Below are 17,988 nucleotides of genomic sequence, written 5' to 3'. Positions count from 1 at the left end.
TGCCCATGGCAGCGGAGGAAAGCGCCGTCTGGAAAGAGGAAATCCAAAACGGCACAGGACGCGGCCAAGGCCGCAAGGGAGGATATAATGCAGTTTACCAAGCTCGGTCTATTAGCCGGTCTCGCCTTTGGCGCATTGGTCGCGGCCACGCCCGCCTATGCACAGGTGACGCTCAAAGTCTGGTCCATCGACGGTGTCGACCGGACCGGCATTGCCGACACTTTCTCCAAGGAATTCGACGAGGCCAATGACGACATCGTCGTCGAATATCGCGCCATTCCCTTTGACGAGATCGTCAACGAAACGCTGCGCGCCTTCGCGACCGGCAATGCGCCCGACATCGTCTCCTTCGATAATCCCGATTTTGCGCTCTTCTCGTCGCGCGGCGCCATGCTCGACATCACCGATCGCGTCGCCAATTCGGAGATCATCAGCAAGGCCGAGTATTTCGAAGGCCCGCTCAATTCCGTGACCTGGGAAGGCAAGCTTTATGGCCTGCCCAAATATACCGACACAATCGGCCTCTTCTATAACAAGGACCTTTTCGCCAAGGCCGGGATCTCCGAGCCGCCCAGCACCTGGGCTGAACTGGCTGAAGATGCCGCCAAGCTCACTGACCCGGCCAACAACGTCTATGGCGTGACTTTCTCGGCCCGTGCCGGCGAAGAAGGCACTTTCCAGTTCCTCCCCATCATCCAGATGTCGGGTGGCGGCGCCAACAAGGTCAATACCGAGGGCGCAGCCCAGGTCCTCGATATCTGGAAGGGCCTGATCGACAATGGCTATGCCAGCCGCGACGTGCTGAGCCTCGGCCAGTGGGATTCGACCGGCGTCTTCAATTCCGGCAATGCTGCCATGGCCATTTCCGGCCCGTGGGAAATCGACCGCATGGTGGAAGACGCCAAGTTCGATTGGGGCGTGGCGCTGCTCCCCACCATCAACGAAGACGACCAGAAATCGTCGGCACTGGGCGGTTTCAACTGGGGCATCATGGCTAATACCCAGCACCCCGATGAAGCCTTCCGCCTTCTCGAATATTTCGTCGAACAGGAAGACCGTATCTTCCCCGAATTCGGCAACCTGCCGGCCCGCGGCGATATCGCACTGCCGGTCACCGGCGAAGCCAAGAAGGACGCGGCACTGGTCGTCTTCCAGGACCAGCTGCAATACGCGCAGCCGCGCGGCCCGCACCCGGAATGGCAGAAAATCTCCAAGGCCATCTATGACGCCGAACAGCAGGCCCTGACCGGCCAGATGCCGGCCATGGACGCGCTCAACCAGGCGCAGACCACCATCGACACCATCTTCAAGCAGTAGTCCTCCCTGACTGGGCCGGCCGGAGTTCGCTCTGGCCGGCATTTTTCTCAGGCAAGGTCACGGAGGCTTTCGGTGTCGCGATATTTCAGCGGGCTCAGGGACGGTATCGGTTTCGATATCATCCTGGTCGGCGCAGCTCTGCTCTTTCTTCTGGCGCTTGCCGGCGCGCCGCTGGTCTACAACGTCTTGATGAGTTTCCAGCAGGTGGACATGTTCACCCTGGGCTCGCTGTTCCGCCCCGCTGTAGGTTTTGACAACTATGTTGCCGTTGTGCAGCAGCCTGAATTCTGGCTCGTCACCCGCAATACGCTGATCTTTGTTTTCGGCTCGATGACCGGCCAATTCGTGCTGGGTTTTGCTCTGGCCCTTTTCTTCGCGCAGAACTTTCCCGGCGCCTCGACCATTCGCGGCCTTTTCCTCGTTTCCTGGGTCATGCCGGGCCTCGTGGTCGGCGGCATCTGGAGCCTGATCCTTGCCGGCGACTATGGCGTGCTCAACGTCATCCTGCGCAGTTTCGGCATCATCGGCTCCAATGTCTTCTGGAAGTCCGACCCCAATTTTTCCATCTGGGCCGTGATCATCGCCAATATCTGGCTGGGTCTTGCCTTCAACATGCTGCTGCTTTCGGTCGGTCTCGCCGCCATTCCGCGCGATCTTTATGAAGCCGCAGAGCTCGATGGCGCCAATGCCTTCCAGCGCTTCTGGACCATCACCCTGCCCATGATGCGCTCCACCATCGGCGCAGTGCTGTCCTTGGGGCTAATCGGCACGCTGCAGCAGTTCGATCTTTTTCCCGCGCTCACCGAGGGCGGTCCGGCAAACACCTCGAACGTGGCCGGCTACTGGTCCTGGCAGCTGAGCTTCCAGCTTTATGACTTCGCCAAGGGCGCAACCGTCTCGGTGATGATGTTCCTGCTCGTTCTTTTCGCCTCGGTCATCTATGTGCGCTCAACCCGCCACGAGGTGCGCGGATGACAAGGACTTACACCCCCTGGCTGTTGCTGGTCGTGGCGCTGGCACTGGCCGCGATCTACCTCTTCCCGCTTTACTGGATGTATGTCACCTCCATCAAATCGGGCTCGGAAATCTTCGCCAATCCGCCCACCTTCTGGCCGGTAAACCCGAACCTTGGCGTCTTCGCCGATGTGTGGACCCGGCGCACCATGCCGACTTATCTCTGGAACTCGGTGCTGATTGCAGGCGGCGTGACGCTCATCACCGTCGTGCTCGGCACCGGCTGCGCCTATGTGCTCGCCCGCTATCGCAATCCCTGGATCGACGTTGGCCTCTTCGCCATCCTGATGCTGCAGGTGCTGCCGGCCTCCGTGATGATCACGCCGCTCTTTGTCGGCTTCAACCAGATTGGCCTGCTCAACTTTCCTCGCACTGCAGTGGTGCTGGCGGCCGCCGCCAAGGCCATGCCCTTCTTCGTCGTCCTGGTGCGCGCCACCTTTATGAGCGTGCCGCGCGAGCTGGAGGAAGCGGCGCTGGTGGATGGCAATTCCCGCGTCGGGGCCTTCTTCAACATCGTCTTGCCGCTGGCGCGCAACGGCATTCTCGTCTGCGCCATCCTCACCTTCATGAGCGCCTTCGGCGAATACATCTATTCCAAGTCGATCATCCAGAACCCTTCGCAACAGCCCGCCAGCGTCGGACTTTCGGGGTTCCTCGGGCCCAATTCCACCGACTGGAACGCCATCATGGCCTATTCAGCGATCTATGTGACGCCGATCCTTGTCGCCTTTGTCATCCTGCAGCGCCGCATCGTTTCCGGCCTCACCTCGGGAGCCCTCAAATGACCGCCCAGATCGAGCTTGACCGCATCGACAAGCATTACGGCAGCTTCTACGCCCTCAAGAACATTTCGCTGACGATTCCCAAGGGGAGCTTCGTCGCCCTGGTCGGGCCCTCGGGCTGCGGCAAGTCCACGCTGCTGCGCTCCATTGCCGGGCTTGAGACCATTTCTTCTGGCCGCATGAGCATTGCCGGCAAGGAGATGACCGGCGTGCCGCCACGCCACCGTGACATCGCCATGGTATTCCAGAGCTATGCGCTTTACCCGCACATGACTGTCGAGGAAAACCTCACCTACTCGCTGCGCCTCCACGGCGTCGGCAAGGCGGAAGCCAAGCAGAAGGCGGCGGAGGTCGCGGCAACCACGGGGCTGACGCATCTGCTCGGCCGCTATCCGCGCCAGCTTTCGGGCGGGCAACGGCAGCGCGTCGCCATGGGCCGTGCCATCATCCGCAATCCCAAGGCGTTCTTGTTCGACGAGCCGCTGTCCAACCTCGATGCTTCCCTCCGCGTGCAAATGCGCAAGGAAATCCGCGCCCTACATGATCGTCTTGGCGCCACCTCGGTCTATGTCACCCATGACCAGATCGAAGCCATGACCATGGCCGATTGGGTCGTGGTCATGCGCGATGGCGTTATCGAGCAGCAGGGCAGGCCACTCGACCTTTATGACCGGCCGGTCAATCGCTTCGTTGCCGGCTTCATCGGCTCTCCGGCCATGAACTTCTTGGCCGGCAAGATCGCCGGGAGCGGCGATGCCGTTATGCTCGATGCCGGTGGCACGTTGCCGCTGACCCGTCGGCTCGAGCCGGGCAGAGCGGTGATCGCCGGCGTGCGGCCGGAGCACCTTGTTGTCAGCCATGATGCGGCGACCTTCCACCGCGATGTCGGAACGGTCGAGTCCACGGGCTCGGCGACTTATCTCACCTCACAAGATGGCAGCTTTCAGCTCGTCCAGTCCGAGCGAACCGACCTTGCCGCCGGCGACCGTGTCGGCCTGCGCATCGACCCAGCCCAAGTCCACCTTTTCGATCCCACGACCGGTATCGCACTTTAAGGCCCCACCATGTCCCGCTACGCCCCTGTTCCCTTTCCCGAGGTCAAGCTCGAAGGCCAATTCTGGCATGAGCGCCTCGATACTGTCCTTGCCCGCACGGTGCCCAGCCAGCACAGGAAGCTCGGCGAATACGGCATCCTCGACTCCCTAAAACTCCCCCAGCCGCCACCGCCGCTGCGTTTCCCGCGTCACGCCAATGGCTTTACGGTCCAGGTGTTTTGGGACAGCGATGTCGGCAAGTGGATCGAGGCGGCAAGTTATGCCCTCGCGCATCGCCGCGACGACGATATCGAAGCCAAGATCGAGGCGGCCATCGACGACCTCGAAAAGGCGCAGGCGCCCGATGGCTATCTCAACTGCTGGTATCTGGGCCGCGAGCCTGAAAAGCGCTGGACCAACCTGCGCGACAACCATGAAATGTATAATGCCGGCCACCTGCTCGAGGGTGCCGTGGCCTATTTCCAGGTGACGGGTCGCCGGCGCTTCCTCGATATCATGGAACGCTACCTCGACCACATCTACGCCACCTTCGGCACCGGGCCCGACCAGCGGCGCGGCTATGACGGTCACGAGGAAATCGAGCTGGCGCTGATGAAGCTTTATTACCTTACCGGCGAGCGCAAGCATCTCGACTTCGCCACCTACATGATCAACGAGCGCGGCCAGCAGCCGCCGCATTATTTCGACATCGAGCGCGAGCGGCGCGAGGGTGGCGACACGCGTCAGCCCTATGTCCACGGCAACTACGAATATTCGCAATCGCACAAGCCGGTGCGGGATCAGGAAAAGGTCGTCGGCCACGCCGTGCGCGCCATGTATCTTTATACCGCCATGGCTGACCTCGCCGCCGAGCTCAACGATCCCGATCTCAAGCGTGCCTGCGAAGTGCTGTGGGACGACGTTATGCAAACCAAGATGTATGTGACGGCGGGTCTTGGCCCATCGGCGCACAACGAAGGCTTCACCCACGATTTCGACCTGCCCAACCAGACCGCCTATGCCGAGACTTGCGCTTCGGTGGCGCTGATCTTTTGGGCGCAGCGCATGCTGCATCTCGATCTCGACGGCAAATATGCCGACATTCTCGAGCTCGCCATGTTCAACGGCGCACTCTCAGGCCTCAGCCGCGATGGCGAGCATTATTTCTATGCCAATCCGCTTGAGAGCGATGGCACGCCGACGCGCTGGGAATGGCACACCTGCCCCTGCTGCACCATGAACGTGTCGCGTTTGGTAGCGTCTGTCGGCCAGTACTTCCTGTCCACCGCCGCAGACGGTGTCGCCTTCCACCTCTATGGCGGTATCGCTTCGGAAGTGGAAATCGCGGGCACCAAAGTGTCCCTGCGCGAGGTCTCGACCTATCCTTGGTCGGGCGACATCAAGATCCATGTCGATCCTGAAACGCCGGCCACCTTCGACGTCAAACTCCGCATTCCAGGCTGGAGCGAAAGCGTGAGCGTGTCGGTGAACGGGAAAACCATCGATCTTTCCACTGCCGAGAAGGGCTATCTGACCCTCAACCGCGAATGGCAGAAAGGCGATGTCATCGCCCTTGACCTGCCCATGCCCCCGGTCCGCCTCTACGCCCATCCTGGCGTCATCATGGACGCCGGTCGCGTCGCTTTAAAGCGCGGTCCCCTGGTCTATTGCCTCGAAGAAACCGACAACCCGGGCGGCCGGGTGCAGCGCTTGAAGCTGCCGCGCAACGCGGAACTGCGCGCGGAAACGAGGAGCGATCTATTCGGTGGCATTGTGACCCTTAAGGCCCAAGCCGTCTCCATTGATGAAGCAGACTTCCACCAGCTCTACCGAACTACCCCGCCGCACGAGGCACCATCTACACTCACCGCTCTTCCGTATTTTCTTTGGGCCAATCGTGAACAGGGTTCCATGGTTGTCTGGGTGCCTGAAGCCGTAAACTAAAATTGCCACTCTACGTTGGGGGCTCGGGAGCGCCAAAAAGAAAGGCCCGTGCAGTCTGTGCGGGCCTCGGTCAAAGCAGCGCGTTTGATCGGCACGGATGAGACTACTTCTCTGGCGTTCGCTGCTTAGCCCGTGGACAAGATTTAGAGATCGCGGGTGCTTGGCACTGGCGTCGGCCAGGCGTTTGTCGCGGCTCGCGCTATGGCCATCAAGTGCGAACGGTCTGCGCCGTCCCGAGCCAAGACCGATAGTCCCTGAATAACTGCAATGGCCAACCCGGAGAGACCTTCGCTGTCGGTGTTATCCGGCAATAGGCCTGCGGTGACATCTCGATCGATCCGCTCTTTGATCCGCTGCTGTATCTGGTGCCGCACCTGCGCTACCTCGCGCTGCACCTCTGCTGATGCTTCCGAGCCACTTGCCGTAGCACTGGCCAGCAAGCAGCCGCGCGGCGTCAGTTCACCAGTAAAAGCTTCAACTGCAGCCACCATCATTTGCTCCGCAGCCTCGCGCGCCGTCGGGGCGTCCGATAACGCCTGCTCCATATCGTAGGGTGAGCCGGCATAGAGCCGCATCGCTTCAAGGAAGAGCTGCTTCTTGTCGCCAAAGGCAGTGTAGAGGCTTGGCGCAGTTATGCCCATGGCCGCAGTTAGGTCGCTGATCGAACTTGTCTCGTAACCATAGCGCCAGAAGGTCAGCATCGCTTGTTCGAGCGCGTGCTTTCGATCGAAGGACAATGGTCGTCCGGTTCTTCTCGCAGGGACAGCATCTGGTTTCATAACGATCACTAATAAAGTGCTTGACCCATCGGTACAAGGGAAGTAGCTAATTTCATATCGATCGCTATGGATTAGAACCATGCCTCTCACTGATTTTCGAACCCTTGGACGTTCCGGCTTGGTCGTCAGCCCGCTGGCTCTCGGCACGATGACGTTTGGCCCGGGGCCGTTCGGCGCCGATGAGAGGACCTCGCGGGCTATCTTCGATGCCTATCGCGACGGCGGCGGCAATTTTGTCGATACCGCAGATATCTACTCTGGAGGCGTCAGCGAAGAATTGGTTGGCAAGTTCATCAGGGAGACCCGCTCACGCGACGAAATCGTGCTGGCGACCAAGTTTGGCTTCAACGCCTCATCGAGCCCGTTGACGGCACCGCGGGGCAGGGGAGGCAATCCTCATGCTGGCGGCGCAGGAGCCAAGAACATTCACCGCGCACTTGAACAGTCGTTGAAGCGTCTCGGAACCGACTACATCGATCTCTACTGGATGCACGTCTGGGATGGCGTGACCCCAGTCGAGGAGATCGTGCAAACCCTGGGCAACCTCGTTACTGCCGGCAAGATCCGATATTTTGGCTTCTCCGACATGCCAGCCTGGCTGGCGATGAAGGCTGCAACCATAGCGGCGGAACGCCGTGTTCCCGGCCCGATCGCCATGCAACTGGAATATTCGCTGGTGGCGCGCGATGTGGAAAGCGAACATCTGCCGGTTGCCCGCGAGGCTGGCATGGGTGTCCTGCCCTGGAGCCCTCTGGCGGGTGGCTTCCTCAGCGGCAAGTACAACAGGGCAGATACCGGCGGTTCGGGCCGTCTGAGCGGACCCAATCCATTCGGCAACAGCAAATTCACCGATCAGAATTGGGCCATTTTAGAGGTCTTGCGCGAGGTCGCAGCCGAGCTGGATCGCTCGATGGCAGAAACTGCGCTGGCCTGGGTTATGGCGCGCCCTGGCGTAGCATCGACCTTGATAGGCGCCAGCAAGGTAGCTCAGTTGCAAAGCAACATCGCGGCCACTGAAATACGCTTCAGCCAAAGCCAGACCCAACGGTTGAACGAGGCCAGCGCGCCACTGCCGACGTTCAGCTCCAGCCTCACCATGCGCGGTTTGCGATCGATGCTGTTTGGCGGCCATGAGGTCGCTGGTTGGAACGAGTAGGATCCGCGCCGGCTGGCGATGTGCCTGTCTACCTTCGCCACACCCTATCTAGCGATCGATATGCCGCTGCCGCTATCTGAGCCGTTCAGCCATGAACTCGCGCATCGATTGAGGGCGGCGGCCGATGAGCCTGGCGAGTGTGGGATCGACGTGAGCAAATTCCCTGTCTCTGGCAGCCCTATAATAGCCCATCATGATCGCGATGCGGTCTGACGGCGCGCCTGAAGCCTCTGCAGACGAGATCATGTCTGCGTCATCAAGCACGCGACGAACCACCGGCTTGCCCAGAATAGTCTGGGCAGCTTCGGCAAGATTGGCGAGGTCAAGCGCTTCGGTGCCGGTTAGGGCCGGGGTTGGGCCGTCGTATATATCCTTGCCGGCGAGGAGCATGGCATCGGCTGCTGCCAGGTCGTCATGGGTCGTCCAGGACACCTTGCCGTCCGCGGGGGCGGATAGGTTGCCGCTGGCGAAGCCGCGTGCATTCATGGCGAGCGCACTGTCTGCATAAAAACCGTGCCGCATTGCGGTCCAGGCCAGTCCCGATTGAGCCAGCATCTGTTCGGTTGCAGCGTGGGTCCTCGCCGGAGGGAACTGCGAGTTGGCAGAACTCGCAATCTGGCTCGTGTAGAAGAGGCGCTGAACGCCAAGCTCCCGCGCAATGGCGATTGCTGTAGCGTGCTGCGCCAGCGGATCACCCCCATGAGCCGACGCGTTCGACGAGATGAGCAGGAGCCGAGTCGCCCCTTCCCACGCATGGCGCAGGCTTGCGGCGTCGCCATAGTCTCCCTGGCGAACGCGCACGCCTGCCTTTGCTAGATCGTCTGCCTTGGCGGGGTCGCGCACACTGACGGCGATGCGCTCCGCCGGGACGTGCTGCAACAGATTTTGAACGATCTTGCGACCGAGTTGCCCTGTGGCGCCACTTATAATGAACATGTCTGTCTCCGTGTTAGACAGACACTGACTGTTCTGGCATGCGTTGAAAATCTGCCGTGTGGAGAATAGGTTGTTCTTGATGAAGAACAGTCCGTCGCCGGATCACCTCAAGATCTTTCTGGCTGTACTGGATAGCGGCGGCTTTCGTGCGGCCGCGCAGCGACTTGGCACAGTGCCATCCCGGATCAGCACAACAATATCGCGGCTAGAAGCTGACCTAGGGGTGCCGCTGCTGCTACGGTCAACCCGAAGTGTGCGGGCAACCGAGCAGGGGCAGCGCCTCGCCGATCAAATACGGCCGCTGTTCCAAGGCATGGACACGGCTGTATCCGAAGCAGCCAATTCCATGGGAACTGTCCGGGGCAGGCTCTCGCTCAATGTTCCCGGAGCCGTTGTTCCAGATATTCTGCCGCCTTTGCTGGCCGAGTACCGTAGGCTGCATCCTGAGGTCGAGGTTGAGATCGTGGTCGATAATGATCGCGTCGATATCATCGCGGCGGGATGCGATGCCGGTATCCGCTATGGCGCCCACCTTGACAAGGACATGGTGTCCATCCCCATCGGGCCACGCCTGCAGCAGTTGGCGCTCGCGGCATCGCCGGCCTATGTGCAAGCCAACGGCATGCCGCAAGCGCCGGACGACCTTACCCGGCACGCCGGCATTCGGTACCGGCTCAATGGGGGCACGCTGCTTGCTTGGCGGCTGCGGCAGGACGCGCAATTCATCACAGTCGAGCCGCTGTCTGCCCTCGTCATCAGCGTCAACGCCGTCAGCGGTGGTCTTGCCTACGCCCGCGCCGGACTCGGGATCATTGGCGCTTTTCGCAACTGGTGCGATGCTGATTTCAAGGCTGGCACACTGGTACCCATCCTTGAGCCGTTCTGGGTAACTCTTGACGGCCCGCGGCTCTATTATCCAAGCCGTTTCGCCGGGGCACCCTTGCGGGCCTTCATTGACACCTGCCAGCGACTGAGCGGGCTGGATCGATAGCGCGGCAGCTGCTTCTCACGCCGGCAATGAGCTAATGAGACCGACCGCGGTCGGCCGCCCATTTTCTTGATCTTGCTGTGACCAAGCACTCGCAATTCAAACAGCCCGTATGCTGGTTCCGTTCTGCCGGGAGAAGCTCACTTCAACCATCTGGTTTTGAACCTTTAATCGTTCGAGGGAAAAGAACTCGAGACCGACGTCGATGGGGTCCACGGTGATGTCGCCGTTATCAGCTATTTCGATGCCAACCACCTGCCGGATGATCAGGTCGACGAAGTAGGAATGGTTGTAATCGGGTTCGTCGCTGATCGGCTCGCCGGTCATGCTGTCATAATGCTCGACCAGATACGGCGTCTCGCCATCGCCATTGCGGAAATGCAGCAGCGCATATTTCCAGAAAAAATGGGCAAAGAGGTCGTCGTGCTGGTGACCATTGGCGCGGCTGACTGCACCTATGCCGTCGATGACGACGCTGTTGGTATAGGGCCAGGTCGGCCCATCCCACATGCAGCCATTACGGCCCTTGAGGAAGTGCCCTTTCCAACTGCCGCCGGACTGGAACACCGGGCATTCTGGAGACACCGAGGGAAGCGGGGCGGGCGTATCGAAGTGATGCGGGCCTAGTGCTTCGAGGAAGCCGGGCAGATGCTCCTCGCCAGTTAAGCCTGCCCAATAGGGGTAAAAGCCGACAACGTTTCGCACCATGGCCTTTTCGTCGGTCTGGTGATGAAGGTCGTAGAAGAACCCGGTCTCGCCGTCCCACTGCTTTGTCAGCACGTCCCGGGCGATATCTTCCGCGAGCTGGTCGAACCGATCCGCCTCGCTGTCCCCGGCCAGCCGGCAAAGGCCGGCGACACCGCGCGCGTTGAGATGGTGATAGATCGCACGGTCAACCCGTTTGAGCGGCGTGTAGGTGGACTGGTCCAGCGGATCATCGGGGTAATCGTGGAAGTACCAGTAGCTGGGCTGGTATTCCTTGCCGGTGAGTTGATGCCGCTGCTGGATCGGCAGGTTGTCTTCGCCCGTCGCCAGAAACTCTGCCTCTCCCAGCACTTGTCGCTTGAGCATCGGGATGGCCTCTCGCAGCACCTCGCTTAGGCCCTGCGCCAGCGCATATTGATAGCTGCCCCAGCCGAGGAAATTGGCATAGGGATGGATGACGCGACTGAGGGTGCGCGCATCGAACTGGCCATCTTCCCGCTGTGCTTCGGCCAGCAGCGGGTAGACGCCGGTGCCAAGTCCAGCATCGTGGTGCCAGCGCGCTTCGATCAGATGCATCGGCGTCGATAGCGGAATAAGCTTGCTGAATTCCCAGCCCTCGGGCTTCCACGCCGTCTTGCTCATCTTGTGCGACCGGCCTTCGTAAAAGTAGGTCCCATCGAGCGGGGCGCGACCGGGCTTTGCAAGGTTGTGGCGCAGCAAGAACCAGCGATAGGCATAAAGCCGGTCGAGAACGGGACTGCTGCTGGTAAAATGCGGCACGGCATCGAACCAGGACTGGTAGTCGGCGACTTGCCGCGCCAGCAGCGACTGGCTGAGCTGGGCGACGAGCCTTTCGACTTTTCGCGTCAGGGCGGGCCAGGTGTCCTCGTCGGAAGTACCGACCGCCGCGGCGACGACGAACTCGATCGTCTCGCCCGGTGCAAGCGTGATGCCTGACCAAAGCGCGGGATGGCTTGTGCCGATCTGCACGCGAAGGGTGAACTGATGTGGTTCGATGAGGCGCTCGCCCGTGGCGTGCTCGCCTCCCACGGTCACCCATTGATCGTCCGTGAGCAGCCGGATCTGCGTTGGCGCAGCGCCATCATTGTGCCAGCGCTGCAGCGATACCGCTTCATCGTCCCAGGTCACAAAACGGCGTTCTTCTAGTTCGAGGCTTCCGAACCGGCTTCGCGTCGTGAGATGGCTCGGCCGCCATTCCACTTCTGAAGGCAGCGGCGCCTGCGGTTGGTCATAGGCGATGCCGAACAGCATCGGCATGTTGAGCTTGTGAATGAAATCTATGGCGCCGGTAAACCCTGGCGCGTCATGCAGCATCTCTGCCCACAACCGGGCGCCTGTTGGTCCGAGCAGCAGGCTGCCAGGCCTTGTGCGCAGGCCGCGGCGCCCGGTACGGAGCAGGTCGTCGACAATCATCATGCCGGATGGCTCTGGTCGACGCCCTCGAGAATGGTGGCGAGCTGATCGGCCTGCGCATCGGTCAAGGCAACCAATGGAGCCCTCATCCGCCGCCAGCCCGGTGCATCATTGCGGCGGGCAATCATCGCCTTGATGGTGGGGATCTGAGCAAAGCTGTTGCTGGCCTCGCGAAGAGCAATGATCCGCCTCTGAGCGGCTTCGACTTCGGCCGTGGCCGCCGGGTCTGCATGCTTGTCAAACACGACCCGCAATTGGCGCGCCGCAAGGTTGGACGTCGCCGTGATGCAGCCACTGCCGCCAGCCTGCATCAGCGGCAGGAGGAATGGATCGGCGCCGGCGAGAATCGCAAGTTGCGGGAAGGTCTTGGCAAGGCTCGCCATATGCTCGAGCTGGCCGCCTGAATCCTTTACCCCAGCAATGGTGTTTGGGTAGCGTTCACACAGCCGGGCGATTAGCTCATGACTGAGCGGAATCTGCGAAATCGGCGGAATGTGGTAGAGCACGACGCGCAGCCGGTCGTCGGCAATCGCGTCGATCACCTGCGAATAGGCAACAAACAGCCCCTGATCGCTGACGCCCTTGTAATAGAAGGGCGGCAGCATGACGACCTTAGTAACGCCCAGCGAAAGGGCATGCCGGGTCAGTGCAACAGTTTCGGGCAGCGCCGACAGGCCGGTGCCGGGCATGAGCTGATCGGGTGAAATGCCGGATCTGACAACGGCTTCCAGCATGGCGCGGCGTTCATCGGCCGAAAACGAATTCGCCTCCCCGGTCGAGCCGAGCATGGCAACGCCGTGACAGCCGTCGTCCAGCAACTGCCGGCAGTGGGCAGCCAAGGCGCCATGATCGGGGCTGAGGTCCGTATTGAGCGGCGTCGCAGCGGCACTGAAAACTCCACGAATACTCATTTGGCCTGGTCCTTGTTGTCGGCGAGCTTGCGGGCATAAGCGATGGCGGCAAGCATGTTGACGTGTTTGGCCTTGCCGGTGCCGGCAAGATCGAACGCCGTACCATGATCGACGGAGGTGCGATCGATCGGCAGGCCAAGCGACACGTTCACCGCAGTGTCGAAGGCGACGAGCTTGATCGGGATATGGCCCTGGTCATGGTACTGAGCCACTACCAGGTCAAAGGCCCCGGAATAGGCGCGATAGTAAAGGGTATCAGCGGAGATGGGGCCGACAACGTCGATGCCCTCCTGGCGCGCCATCTCCACGGCGGGCGCCACCTGCAGGTCATCCTCGCGGCCGAAAAGCCCGTTTTCCCCGCAATGCGGATTGATGCCGGCAACGGCGATGCGCGGCTTGCTGTAGCCGGTCCGCACCAGATGGGCATGCCCGGTGCGAATGGTTTCGAGGATCCGCTCCGGCGTGGCGCGACCAATGGCATCGCGCAGCGACACGTGGGTGGACACGTGGATGACCTTGAGCCGCTCCGAGGCGAGCAGCATGAAGGACGAGCGCGAACCTGTAAGGTGCGCCAGCATGCCGGTATGCCCATCAAAGTGGTGCCCGGCGAGGTTAAGTGCTTCCTTGTTAATCGGAGCCGTGACGATGCCGGCAGCGCGCCCCGACTGCGCCAGCTCGACTGCGCGGGCGATGAAGCGATAGCTTGCCTCCCCGCCCACCGGATCGAGCTTTCCGAACGGCAATGGCGTGCCGGGAACCTCGACAGCGTCGAGCCGCAAGGCGCGATCATCCTCGACCACGCCAGTCACGAGCCGCAGGTCCACTCCGGTCGCGGCGATGGCGCGTTCCAGCGTCTCCGCCGATCCAACAACCAGCAAACCGGCGCGTTCGGCAGCGGGCAGTTCGGCCGCCGCTTTGACGATGACCTCGGCACCCACCCCGGCTGGATCGCCCATGGTTATGGCGATCGGCATTTCGGCTTGGTCAGCCATGCGCATTCTCCCTTGAAGGTCTTAGGCGCCTTTGACCCATTCCGGACGGATCCGCACAAACTTTATGGCCTTGCGAAAATAGGTGAAGGCCACGTTGATGCGCCCTTCGTGATCGCCTGTCACTGTCGGATAAGAGAGTTCGCGCGCCCGACGGTCCGGCTTGTCGGGATTGAGGTCGGGTGCAGGTGTCGGGGCCACTTCGATGTCGCGGATATGGGGCCAGGTGCGGCCTTCATCCATCGAGAGAGCAATGGAAAGCGGCGTGCGGGGAACGCCCCAGATTGGACCGTCCTTCGCTTCATCGCGCACGGCCTGGGTTGCGGCAATGTTGTTGAAGACCAGGGCTAGCGTGCCATCCGGCAGGCGGCGGCACTGTATGGACGAGTTGTTGTTCGGCAATAAGGTCGGGGAAGGGGCAGACCAAGTACGGCCCTTGTCGGACGAAATCGACTGCATGATGTTGTCGGCATAGCGGCTGCGGAAGAGGCCGAGCAGCGTGCCGTCCTGGCGCTCGACAATGTTCATGTGCACCGCGCCCTTGCTGTCGGGTACGCTGTGTTCCGTCCAGCTCAGGCCATTGTCGGTGGAAATCTTGACGGCGCTGACATCGTTCTGGCCATGCCAGGTCTCGCCGGGTACGGGCAGGCAGTGGAAGATGGGCAGGATCCATTCACCGCTCGAAAGCACCACCATGGCCTGGCGGATGAAAGTGCCCGGCTCGTCGAACAGGACTTCGATCGGATCCCAGGTCAGCCCGCCGTCGCGGGAGATGCGGCGACGCACGATGGCAGTGTCCTGTCCACCATAGATCTGCGCTGTGTAGAGCAACCAAAGTTCACCCGCTGGTGTCTCGAACAGGACCGGGTTCTGCTCCGAGCGATCAGGATCATCCGATATCTTGATCTCGGGCTCCCATGCCGATGCACCGGCTGGCAGGCGGGAAAAGTAGATCGAGACATCTGGCTTGCCTTCTTCAGTACCGGCAAACCAGGTGCACCCGATATCACCGTTTTTCAGCGTCAGCAGGAAGGCTGCATGGGACTGGGCGACATGGATGGGCAGAAAGGCTTCTTCGCGCCCGGCGTCATTCCCCAGCACGGCGATCTTGCCATCAGTATTCACCTCAGAATGGGCCACAGCATCCTCCTCGACTAAAGTTGTAAAGTGATTTTTCAAGCTTATCAGATGGGCGAAGTACCAAGAGACAGGCCAGAACACAAGCGACTGACACCACTTGTGCTACTGGTATGGTAGTTATAGAAATACATGTTGACATGCAAGTGCGCTATGACATGATCCCGGCCAATGCCGCATGATGAACCGTGAAGGGTAGGGCGGCGGATAAGGGAGGAAGTCCTATGGTCGATACTTCGACTGCAAACCGTCTACCGTCGCGTCGCGACGTGCTGCGCGGCGGCGCCGGCCTCGTTATTGGCCTCACGGCATTCGGCATGCTGGCCGGTAAGGCCGCGGCACAAGAACAAACATTCAAGATCATTCACCCCTCGTTCGACATGAATTGGTCGCCCTTGCGTGGCGGTGGTGCGGCGCTGCGCTGGCACTCGCTGTGGTGGGCCTCGCCGATGTATTTCGACGACAAGGCCGAACTGCAGCCCTATGTCTTCACCAGTTGGGAACCCAACGAGGACTGGACTGTCTGGACCTTCAAGCTCGACCCTAAGGCCGTATTCTCCGATGGCTCCAAGATCACACCGGAAGACGTCAAGGGCACCTGGGAAATGGCCGCAATGCCACTGAGCGCCAGCCAGCGCGTGCCGCTGGTGCTGAAAGGCGTGCAGGGTTATGCCGAACTATCGGCGGGCAACGGCACCGAGCTTCCGGGCGTCAGTATCATCGATGAGGGCACAATCCAGGTTACCCTGGTCGAGCCCGACCCGATCTTCCACATGCGCCTTGGCAACCACCTCGTGCCGATCACCAAGGTGTCGCAGTCGCGCGGTGCTGATGGCAACCAGAACCCTGACTGGTATACGCCCGAAGGTGGCGTCATCAGCTCGGGTCCGTTCAAGCTGGTCGAGATGAACCTCGATGACGGCTTTGTCGTCTGGGAGCCCAACGAAAACTTCTTTGGGCCAGAAGTGAAGCTCAACCGCATCGAGTTGCGCGTGATCGAGGACTCGGTCACTGCTACCACGCTGCTCAAACAGGGCGAATACCATGCCCATACGGCTCTCGTGACGCCGACCATCGTCGACGATCTCGGCGTCGAATTCAGCCAGGGTACCGAAATTCCCAATGGCCAGCACTTCTACTTCAATTCCAAGACCGCGCCGTTTGATGACGTCAATGTCCGCAAGGCGCTGATCCTTGCTGTCGATCGTGCCGAGATGATGCGCGCATCCTTCCCCAAGGGGCCGCACAAGCAGGCCGAGCAGATCCTGGTTGGCGTGCAGGGTGTCGATCCGAACTGGGAACCCTATCCTTACGATCCCGAAGCAGCCAAGGCGGCGCTTGCCGCGTCTAAATACGGTTCGCCCGACAAGCTGCCGCGTATCATTTTCGCCGGCATCATCGCTCCTGCCGAACAGGCAGCAGCGCAGTTTGCCATCGAGCAGTGGCGCCAGAACCTCGGTATCACAGCGATCGAGCTGAAACCGACGCTGGACAACTTCTCGCCAGCCGACGTTCACATCGTCCGCGACGATGCCGGCTCGCGCGTCCCCGACGCAACCGAGTTCCTCCGCACCGCCATCCATTCGACCTCCAGCGTCGCCATCAACAAGATGAATGGCTACAACAATCCCGAAGTCGATCGTCTGCTCGACGAAGCTGCGCCCCTGCCTACCGACGATCCGCGTCGTGACGAGCTTGCGCAGGAAGCGCAGCGCGTCTTCCGCGAAGATTACCAGCTCCTCCCCTGGTACATCGAGGCCATGTCCCGCTGGGCTCTGCCCAATGTTGCCGGCATGGAGAAGAACCTCGACTGGCAGGTGTTCGCTCCCTGGAACATCGAGATCCAGTAGCTTTCGCCAATAAGCAAGAAGGGGTCGCGCGCTGTGCGGCCCCTTTCTAGGAGGTTATGAATGCTCGTCCATGCCCTGAAGCGCGTGCTGTTATGGATCCCATCAGTGCTGCTGGTGCTGCTCGCGGTCTACGCCCTGGCGTTCTATGGCGCGGGCGACCCGATCAAGCTGATCTTCCTGCGTGAACCTGGCGGCATTGCCTTTGATCCAAACCGCCTCGCCGCCATCCGCGAAGCGGCGGGTCTCGATCGCCCGTTCTTCCTTCAGTTCGCCGACTATGTCTGGAATGTGCTGCAGGGCAATTTCGGCAACTCGCTGACGTCGGGCCGCTCCGTCGGGCGCACCATTGCCGCCGCCGCCCCGGTGTCCATATCGCTCGGCATCCTCGCCATTGTCCTGACTACGGTAGTCGCGATCCCTCTCGGCGTCATCGCGGCGCTGCGCCAGAACACGGCGCTCGATTATACTATCCTGGGCTCCGCGCTGTTTCTTTACGCGGTGCCATCCTATGTCGCCGGTCCCATCCTGATGGTGCTGCTGATCCTCGTCCTGCCCGGTGGCGCCGTGCCCTATGGGTGGGGTGGCCTCTTCGATGTCCGCGTCATCCTGCCCCTCCTGGTGTTGTCCTTCCACCCCATTGCGCTGATCGTGCGCCAGACCCGTTCAGCAGTGATCGAAGTACTGACCGAAGATTTCGTGCGCACCGCTCGCGCCAAGGGTCTCAAGCCGCGCCGCATCGTCATGCGTCATATTCTGCGCCCCATCCTCACCCCCGTGCTGACGCAGCTCGGCCTGATCATGATCACCCTCGTCAATGGCGCCGTCTTCGTGGAGCTGGTGTTCGGCCTCCCTGGCCTTGGTCGCCTCGCAATCCAGTCGCTGCTGAATTCCGATTACCCGGTCATTCTTGCGGTGACCCTGATCGCCTCGGCCCTCGTGATGGTGTCCAATCTCGTGATCGATCTTGCCTACCCGCTCCTCGATCCACGCGCTGCCGAGAAGAGGTAGACCC

Annotated in this window: 15 protein-coding genes; 9 read left to right on the top strand and 6 right to left on the bottom strand. The window is 61.0% G+C overall.

Going from position 1 to position 17,988, the window contains the following annotated elements:
* Positions 1-87 precede the first annotated feature (87 nt).
* The 5 genes from JI748_RS11050 to JI748_RS11030 all read left to right on the top strand — a co-directional run bounded on the left by JI748_RS11050 (position 88) and on the right by JI748_RS11030 (position 6,091).
* Positions 88-1,317, top strand: coding sequence for an ABC transporter substrate-binding protein (locus JI748_RS11050; protein WP_201630495.1), 1,230 nt, complete (start codon positions 88-90; stop codon positions 1,315-1,317).
* 72 nt (positions 1,318-1,389) lie between these two features.
* The gene (locus JI748_RS11045; RefSeq protein ID WP_164533274.1) at positions 1,390-2,292 is read left to right on the top strand and encodes a carbohydrate ABC transporter permease; all 903 of its coding nucleotides are present in this window, start codon (positions 1,390-1,392) and stop codon (positions 2,290-2,292) included.
* Complete coding sequence (locus JI748_RS11040; protein ID WP_201630493.1) at positions 2,289-3,116, top strand: carbohydrate ABC transporter permease; 828 nt, start codon at positions 2,289-2,291, stop codon at positions 3,114-3,116. Before JI748_RS11045 ends, JI748_RS11040 begins: the two co-directional genes overlap by 4 nt.
* Complete coding sequence (locus JI748_RS11035; RefSeq protein WP_201630491.1) at positions 3,113-4,168, top strand: ABC transporter ATP-binding protein; 1,056 nt, start codon at positions 3,113-3,115, stop codon at positions 4,166-4,168. The genes JI748_RS11040 and JI748_RS11035 overlap by 4 nt, the downstream gene beginning before the upstream one ends.
* 9 nt (positions 4,169-4,177) lie before the next feature.
* Positions 4,178-6,091, top strand: coding sequence for a glycoside hydrolase family 127 protein (locus tag JI748_RS11030; RefSeq protein WP_201630490.1), 1,914 nt, complete (start codon positions 4,178-4,180; stop codon positions 6,089-6,091).
* 143 nt (positions 6,092-6,234) lie between these two features.
* Here the strand turns inward: JI748_RS11030 and JI748_RS11025 are convergent, their stop codons facing one another.
* Positions 6,235-6,792, bottom strand: a complete 558-nt coding sequence (locus tag JI748_RS11025) for a TetR/AcrR family transcriptional regulator (protein ID WP_201630489.1) — start codon at positions 6,790-6,792, stop codon at positions 6,235-6,237.
* A 196-nt stretch (positions 6,793-6,988) separates the two neighbouring features.
* Between JI748_RS11025 and JI748_RS11020 the strand changes: the two genes are divergently transcribed.
* A complete protein-coding gene (locus tag JI748_RS11020) occupies positions 6,989-8,026 on the top strand; it encodes an aldo/keto reductase (protein WP_233280504.1) in 1,038 nt (345 codons plus the stop codon).
* 72 nt (positions 8,027-8,098) lie between these two features.
* Here JI748_RS11020 and JI748_RS11015 read toward each other — a convergent pair whose 3' ends face one another.
* Positions 8,099-8,962 carry an NAD(P)H-binding protein gene (locus JI748_RS11015; RefSeq protein ID WP_201630487.1) on the bottom strand — a complete coding sequence of 288 codons (864 nt, stop codon included), beginning with the start codon at positions 8,960-8,962 and terminating at the stop codon, positions 8,099-8,101.
* A gap of 79 nt (positions 8,963-9,041) precedes the next feature.
* Between JI748_RS11015 and JI748_RS11010 the strand changes: the two genes are divergently transcribed.
* Positions 9,042-9,953, top strand: coding sequence for a LysR family transcriptional regulator (locus JI748_RS11010; protein ID WP_201630486.1), 912 nt, complete (start codon positions 9,042-9,044; stop codon positions 9,951-9,953).
* Between the two features lie 96 nt (positions 9,954-10,049).
* Here the strand turns inward: JI748_RS11010 and JI748_RS11005 are convergent, their stop codons facing one another.
* Genes JI748_RS11005 through JI748_RS10990 form a run of 4 tightly spaced genes read right to left on the bottom strand, consistent with a single transcriptional unit; the run spans position 10,050 to position 15,129 of the window.
* Positions 10,050-12,092: an MGH1-like glycoside hydrolase domain-containing protein gene (locus JI748_RS11005; RefSeq protein WP_201630485.1), complete on the bottom strand. Its 2,043-nt coding sequence runs from the start codon at positions 12,090-12,092 to the stop codon at positions 10,050-10,052.
* Positions 12,089-13,000 carry a dihydrodipicolinate synthase family protein gene (locus tag JI748_RS11000; protein WP_201630483.1) on the bottom strand — a complete coding sequence of 304 codons (912 nt, stop codon included), beginning with the start codon at positions 12,998-13,000 and terminating at the stop codon, positions 12,089-12,091. The genes JI748_RS11005 and JI748_RS11000 overlap by 4 nt, the downstream gene beginning before the upstream one ends.
* A complete protein-coding gene (gene pdxA / locus JI748_RS10995) occupies positions 12,997-13,992 on the bottom strand; it encodes a 4-hydroxythreonine-4-phosphate dehydrogenase PdxA (protein ID WP_233280503.1) in 996 nt (331 codons plus the stop codon). The genes JI748_RS11000 and pdxA overlap by 4 nt, the downstream gene beginning before the upstream one ends.
* Positions 13,993-14,013: 21 nt before the next feature.
* Entirely contained in the window at positions 14,014-15,129 is a 1,116-nt protein-coding gene (locus JI748_RS10990) for a sialidase family protein (protein WP_201630480.1), read from the bottom strand.
* 221 nt (positions 15,130-15,350) lie between these two features.
* Here JI748_RS10990 and JI748_RS10985 point away from each other — a divergent pair, with 221 nt between their 5' ends.
* Positions 15,351-16,976, top strand: coding sequence for an ABC transporter substrate-binding protein (locus JI748_RS10985; RefSeq protein ID WP_201630478.1), 1,626 nt, complete (start codon positions 15,351-15,353; stop codon positions 16,974-16,976).
* A gap of 60 nt (positions 16,977-17,036) precedes the next feature.
* Positions 17,037-17,984 carry an ABC transporter permease gene (locus JI748_RS10980; RefSeq protein WP_201630476.1) on the top strand — a complete coding sequence of 316 codons (948 nt, stop codon included), beginning with the start codon at positions 17,037-17,039 and terminating at the stop codon, positions 17,982-17,984.
* The last annotated feature ends 4 nt before the right edge of the window (positions 17,985-17,988 follow it).

Origin of the sequence: Devosia rhizoryzae, assembly GCF_016698665.1 — a bacterium.
Taxonomy (GTDB): Bacteria; Pseudomonadota; Alphaproteobacteria; order Rhizobiales; family Devosiaceae; genus Devosia; species Devosia rhizoryzae.
The sequence above is the reverse complement of the archived record's forward strand: the minus strand, read 5'-3'. Positions and strand labels throughout refer to the sequence as shown.

Coding starts and splice junctions, on each gene's coding strand:
- JI748_RS10980 (WP_201630476.1), top strand. CDS start 17,037: ATGCTCGTCCATGCCCTGAAGCGCGTGCTGTTATGGATCCCATCAGTG.
- JI748_RS11050 (WP_201630495.1), top strand. CDS start 88: ATGCAGTTTACCAAGCTCGGTCTATTAGCCGGTCTCGCCTTTGGCGCA.
- pdxA (WP_233280503.1), bottom strand. CDS start 13,992: ATGGCTGACCAAGCCGAAATGCCGATCGCCATAACCATGGGCGATCCA.
- JI748_RS11030 (WP_201630490.1), top strand. CDS start 4,178: ATGTCCCGCTACGCCCCTGTTCCCTTTCCCGAGGTCAAGCTCGAAGGC.
- JI748_RS11010 (WP_201630486.1), top strand. CDS start 9,042: ATGAAGAACAGTCCGTCGCCGGATCACCTCAAGATCTTTCTGGCTGTA.
- JI748_RS11035 (WP_201630491.1), top strand. CDS start 3,113: ATGACCGCCCAGATCGAGCTTGACCGCATCGACAAGCATTACGGCAGC.
- JI748_RS11040 (WP_201630493.1), top strand. CDS start 2,289: ATGACAAGGACTTACACCCCCTGGCTGTTGCTGGTCGTGGCGCTGGCA.
- JI748_RS11005 (WP_201630485.1), bottom strand. CDS start 12,092: ATGATGATTGTCGACGACCTGCTCCGTACCGGGCGCCGCGGCCTGCGC.
- JI748_RS11025 (WP_201630489.1), bottom strand. CDS start 6,792: ATGCTGACCTTCTGGCGCTATGGTTACGAGACAAGTTCGATCAGCGAC.
- JI748_RS11015 (WP_201630487.1), bottom strand. CDS start 8,962: ATGTTCATTATAAGTGGCGCCACAGGGCAACTCGGTCGCAAGATCGTT.
- JI748_RS11000 (WP_201630483.1), bottom strand. CDS start 13,000: ATGAGTATTCGTGGAGTTTTCAGTGCCGCTGCGACGCCGCTCAATACG.
- JI748_RS10985 (WP_201630478.1), top strand. CDS start 15,351: ATGGTCGATACTTCGACTGCAAACCGTCTACCGTCGCGTCGCGACGTG.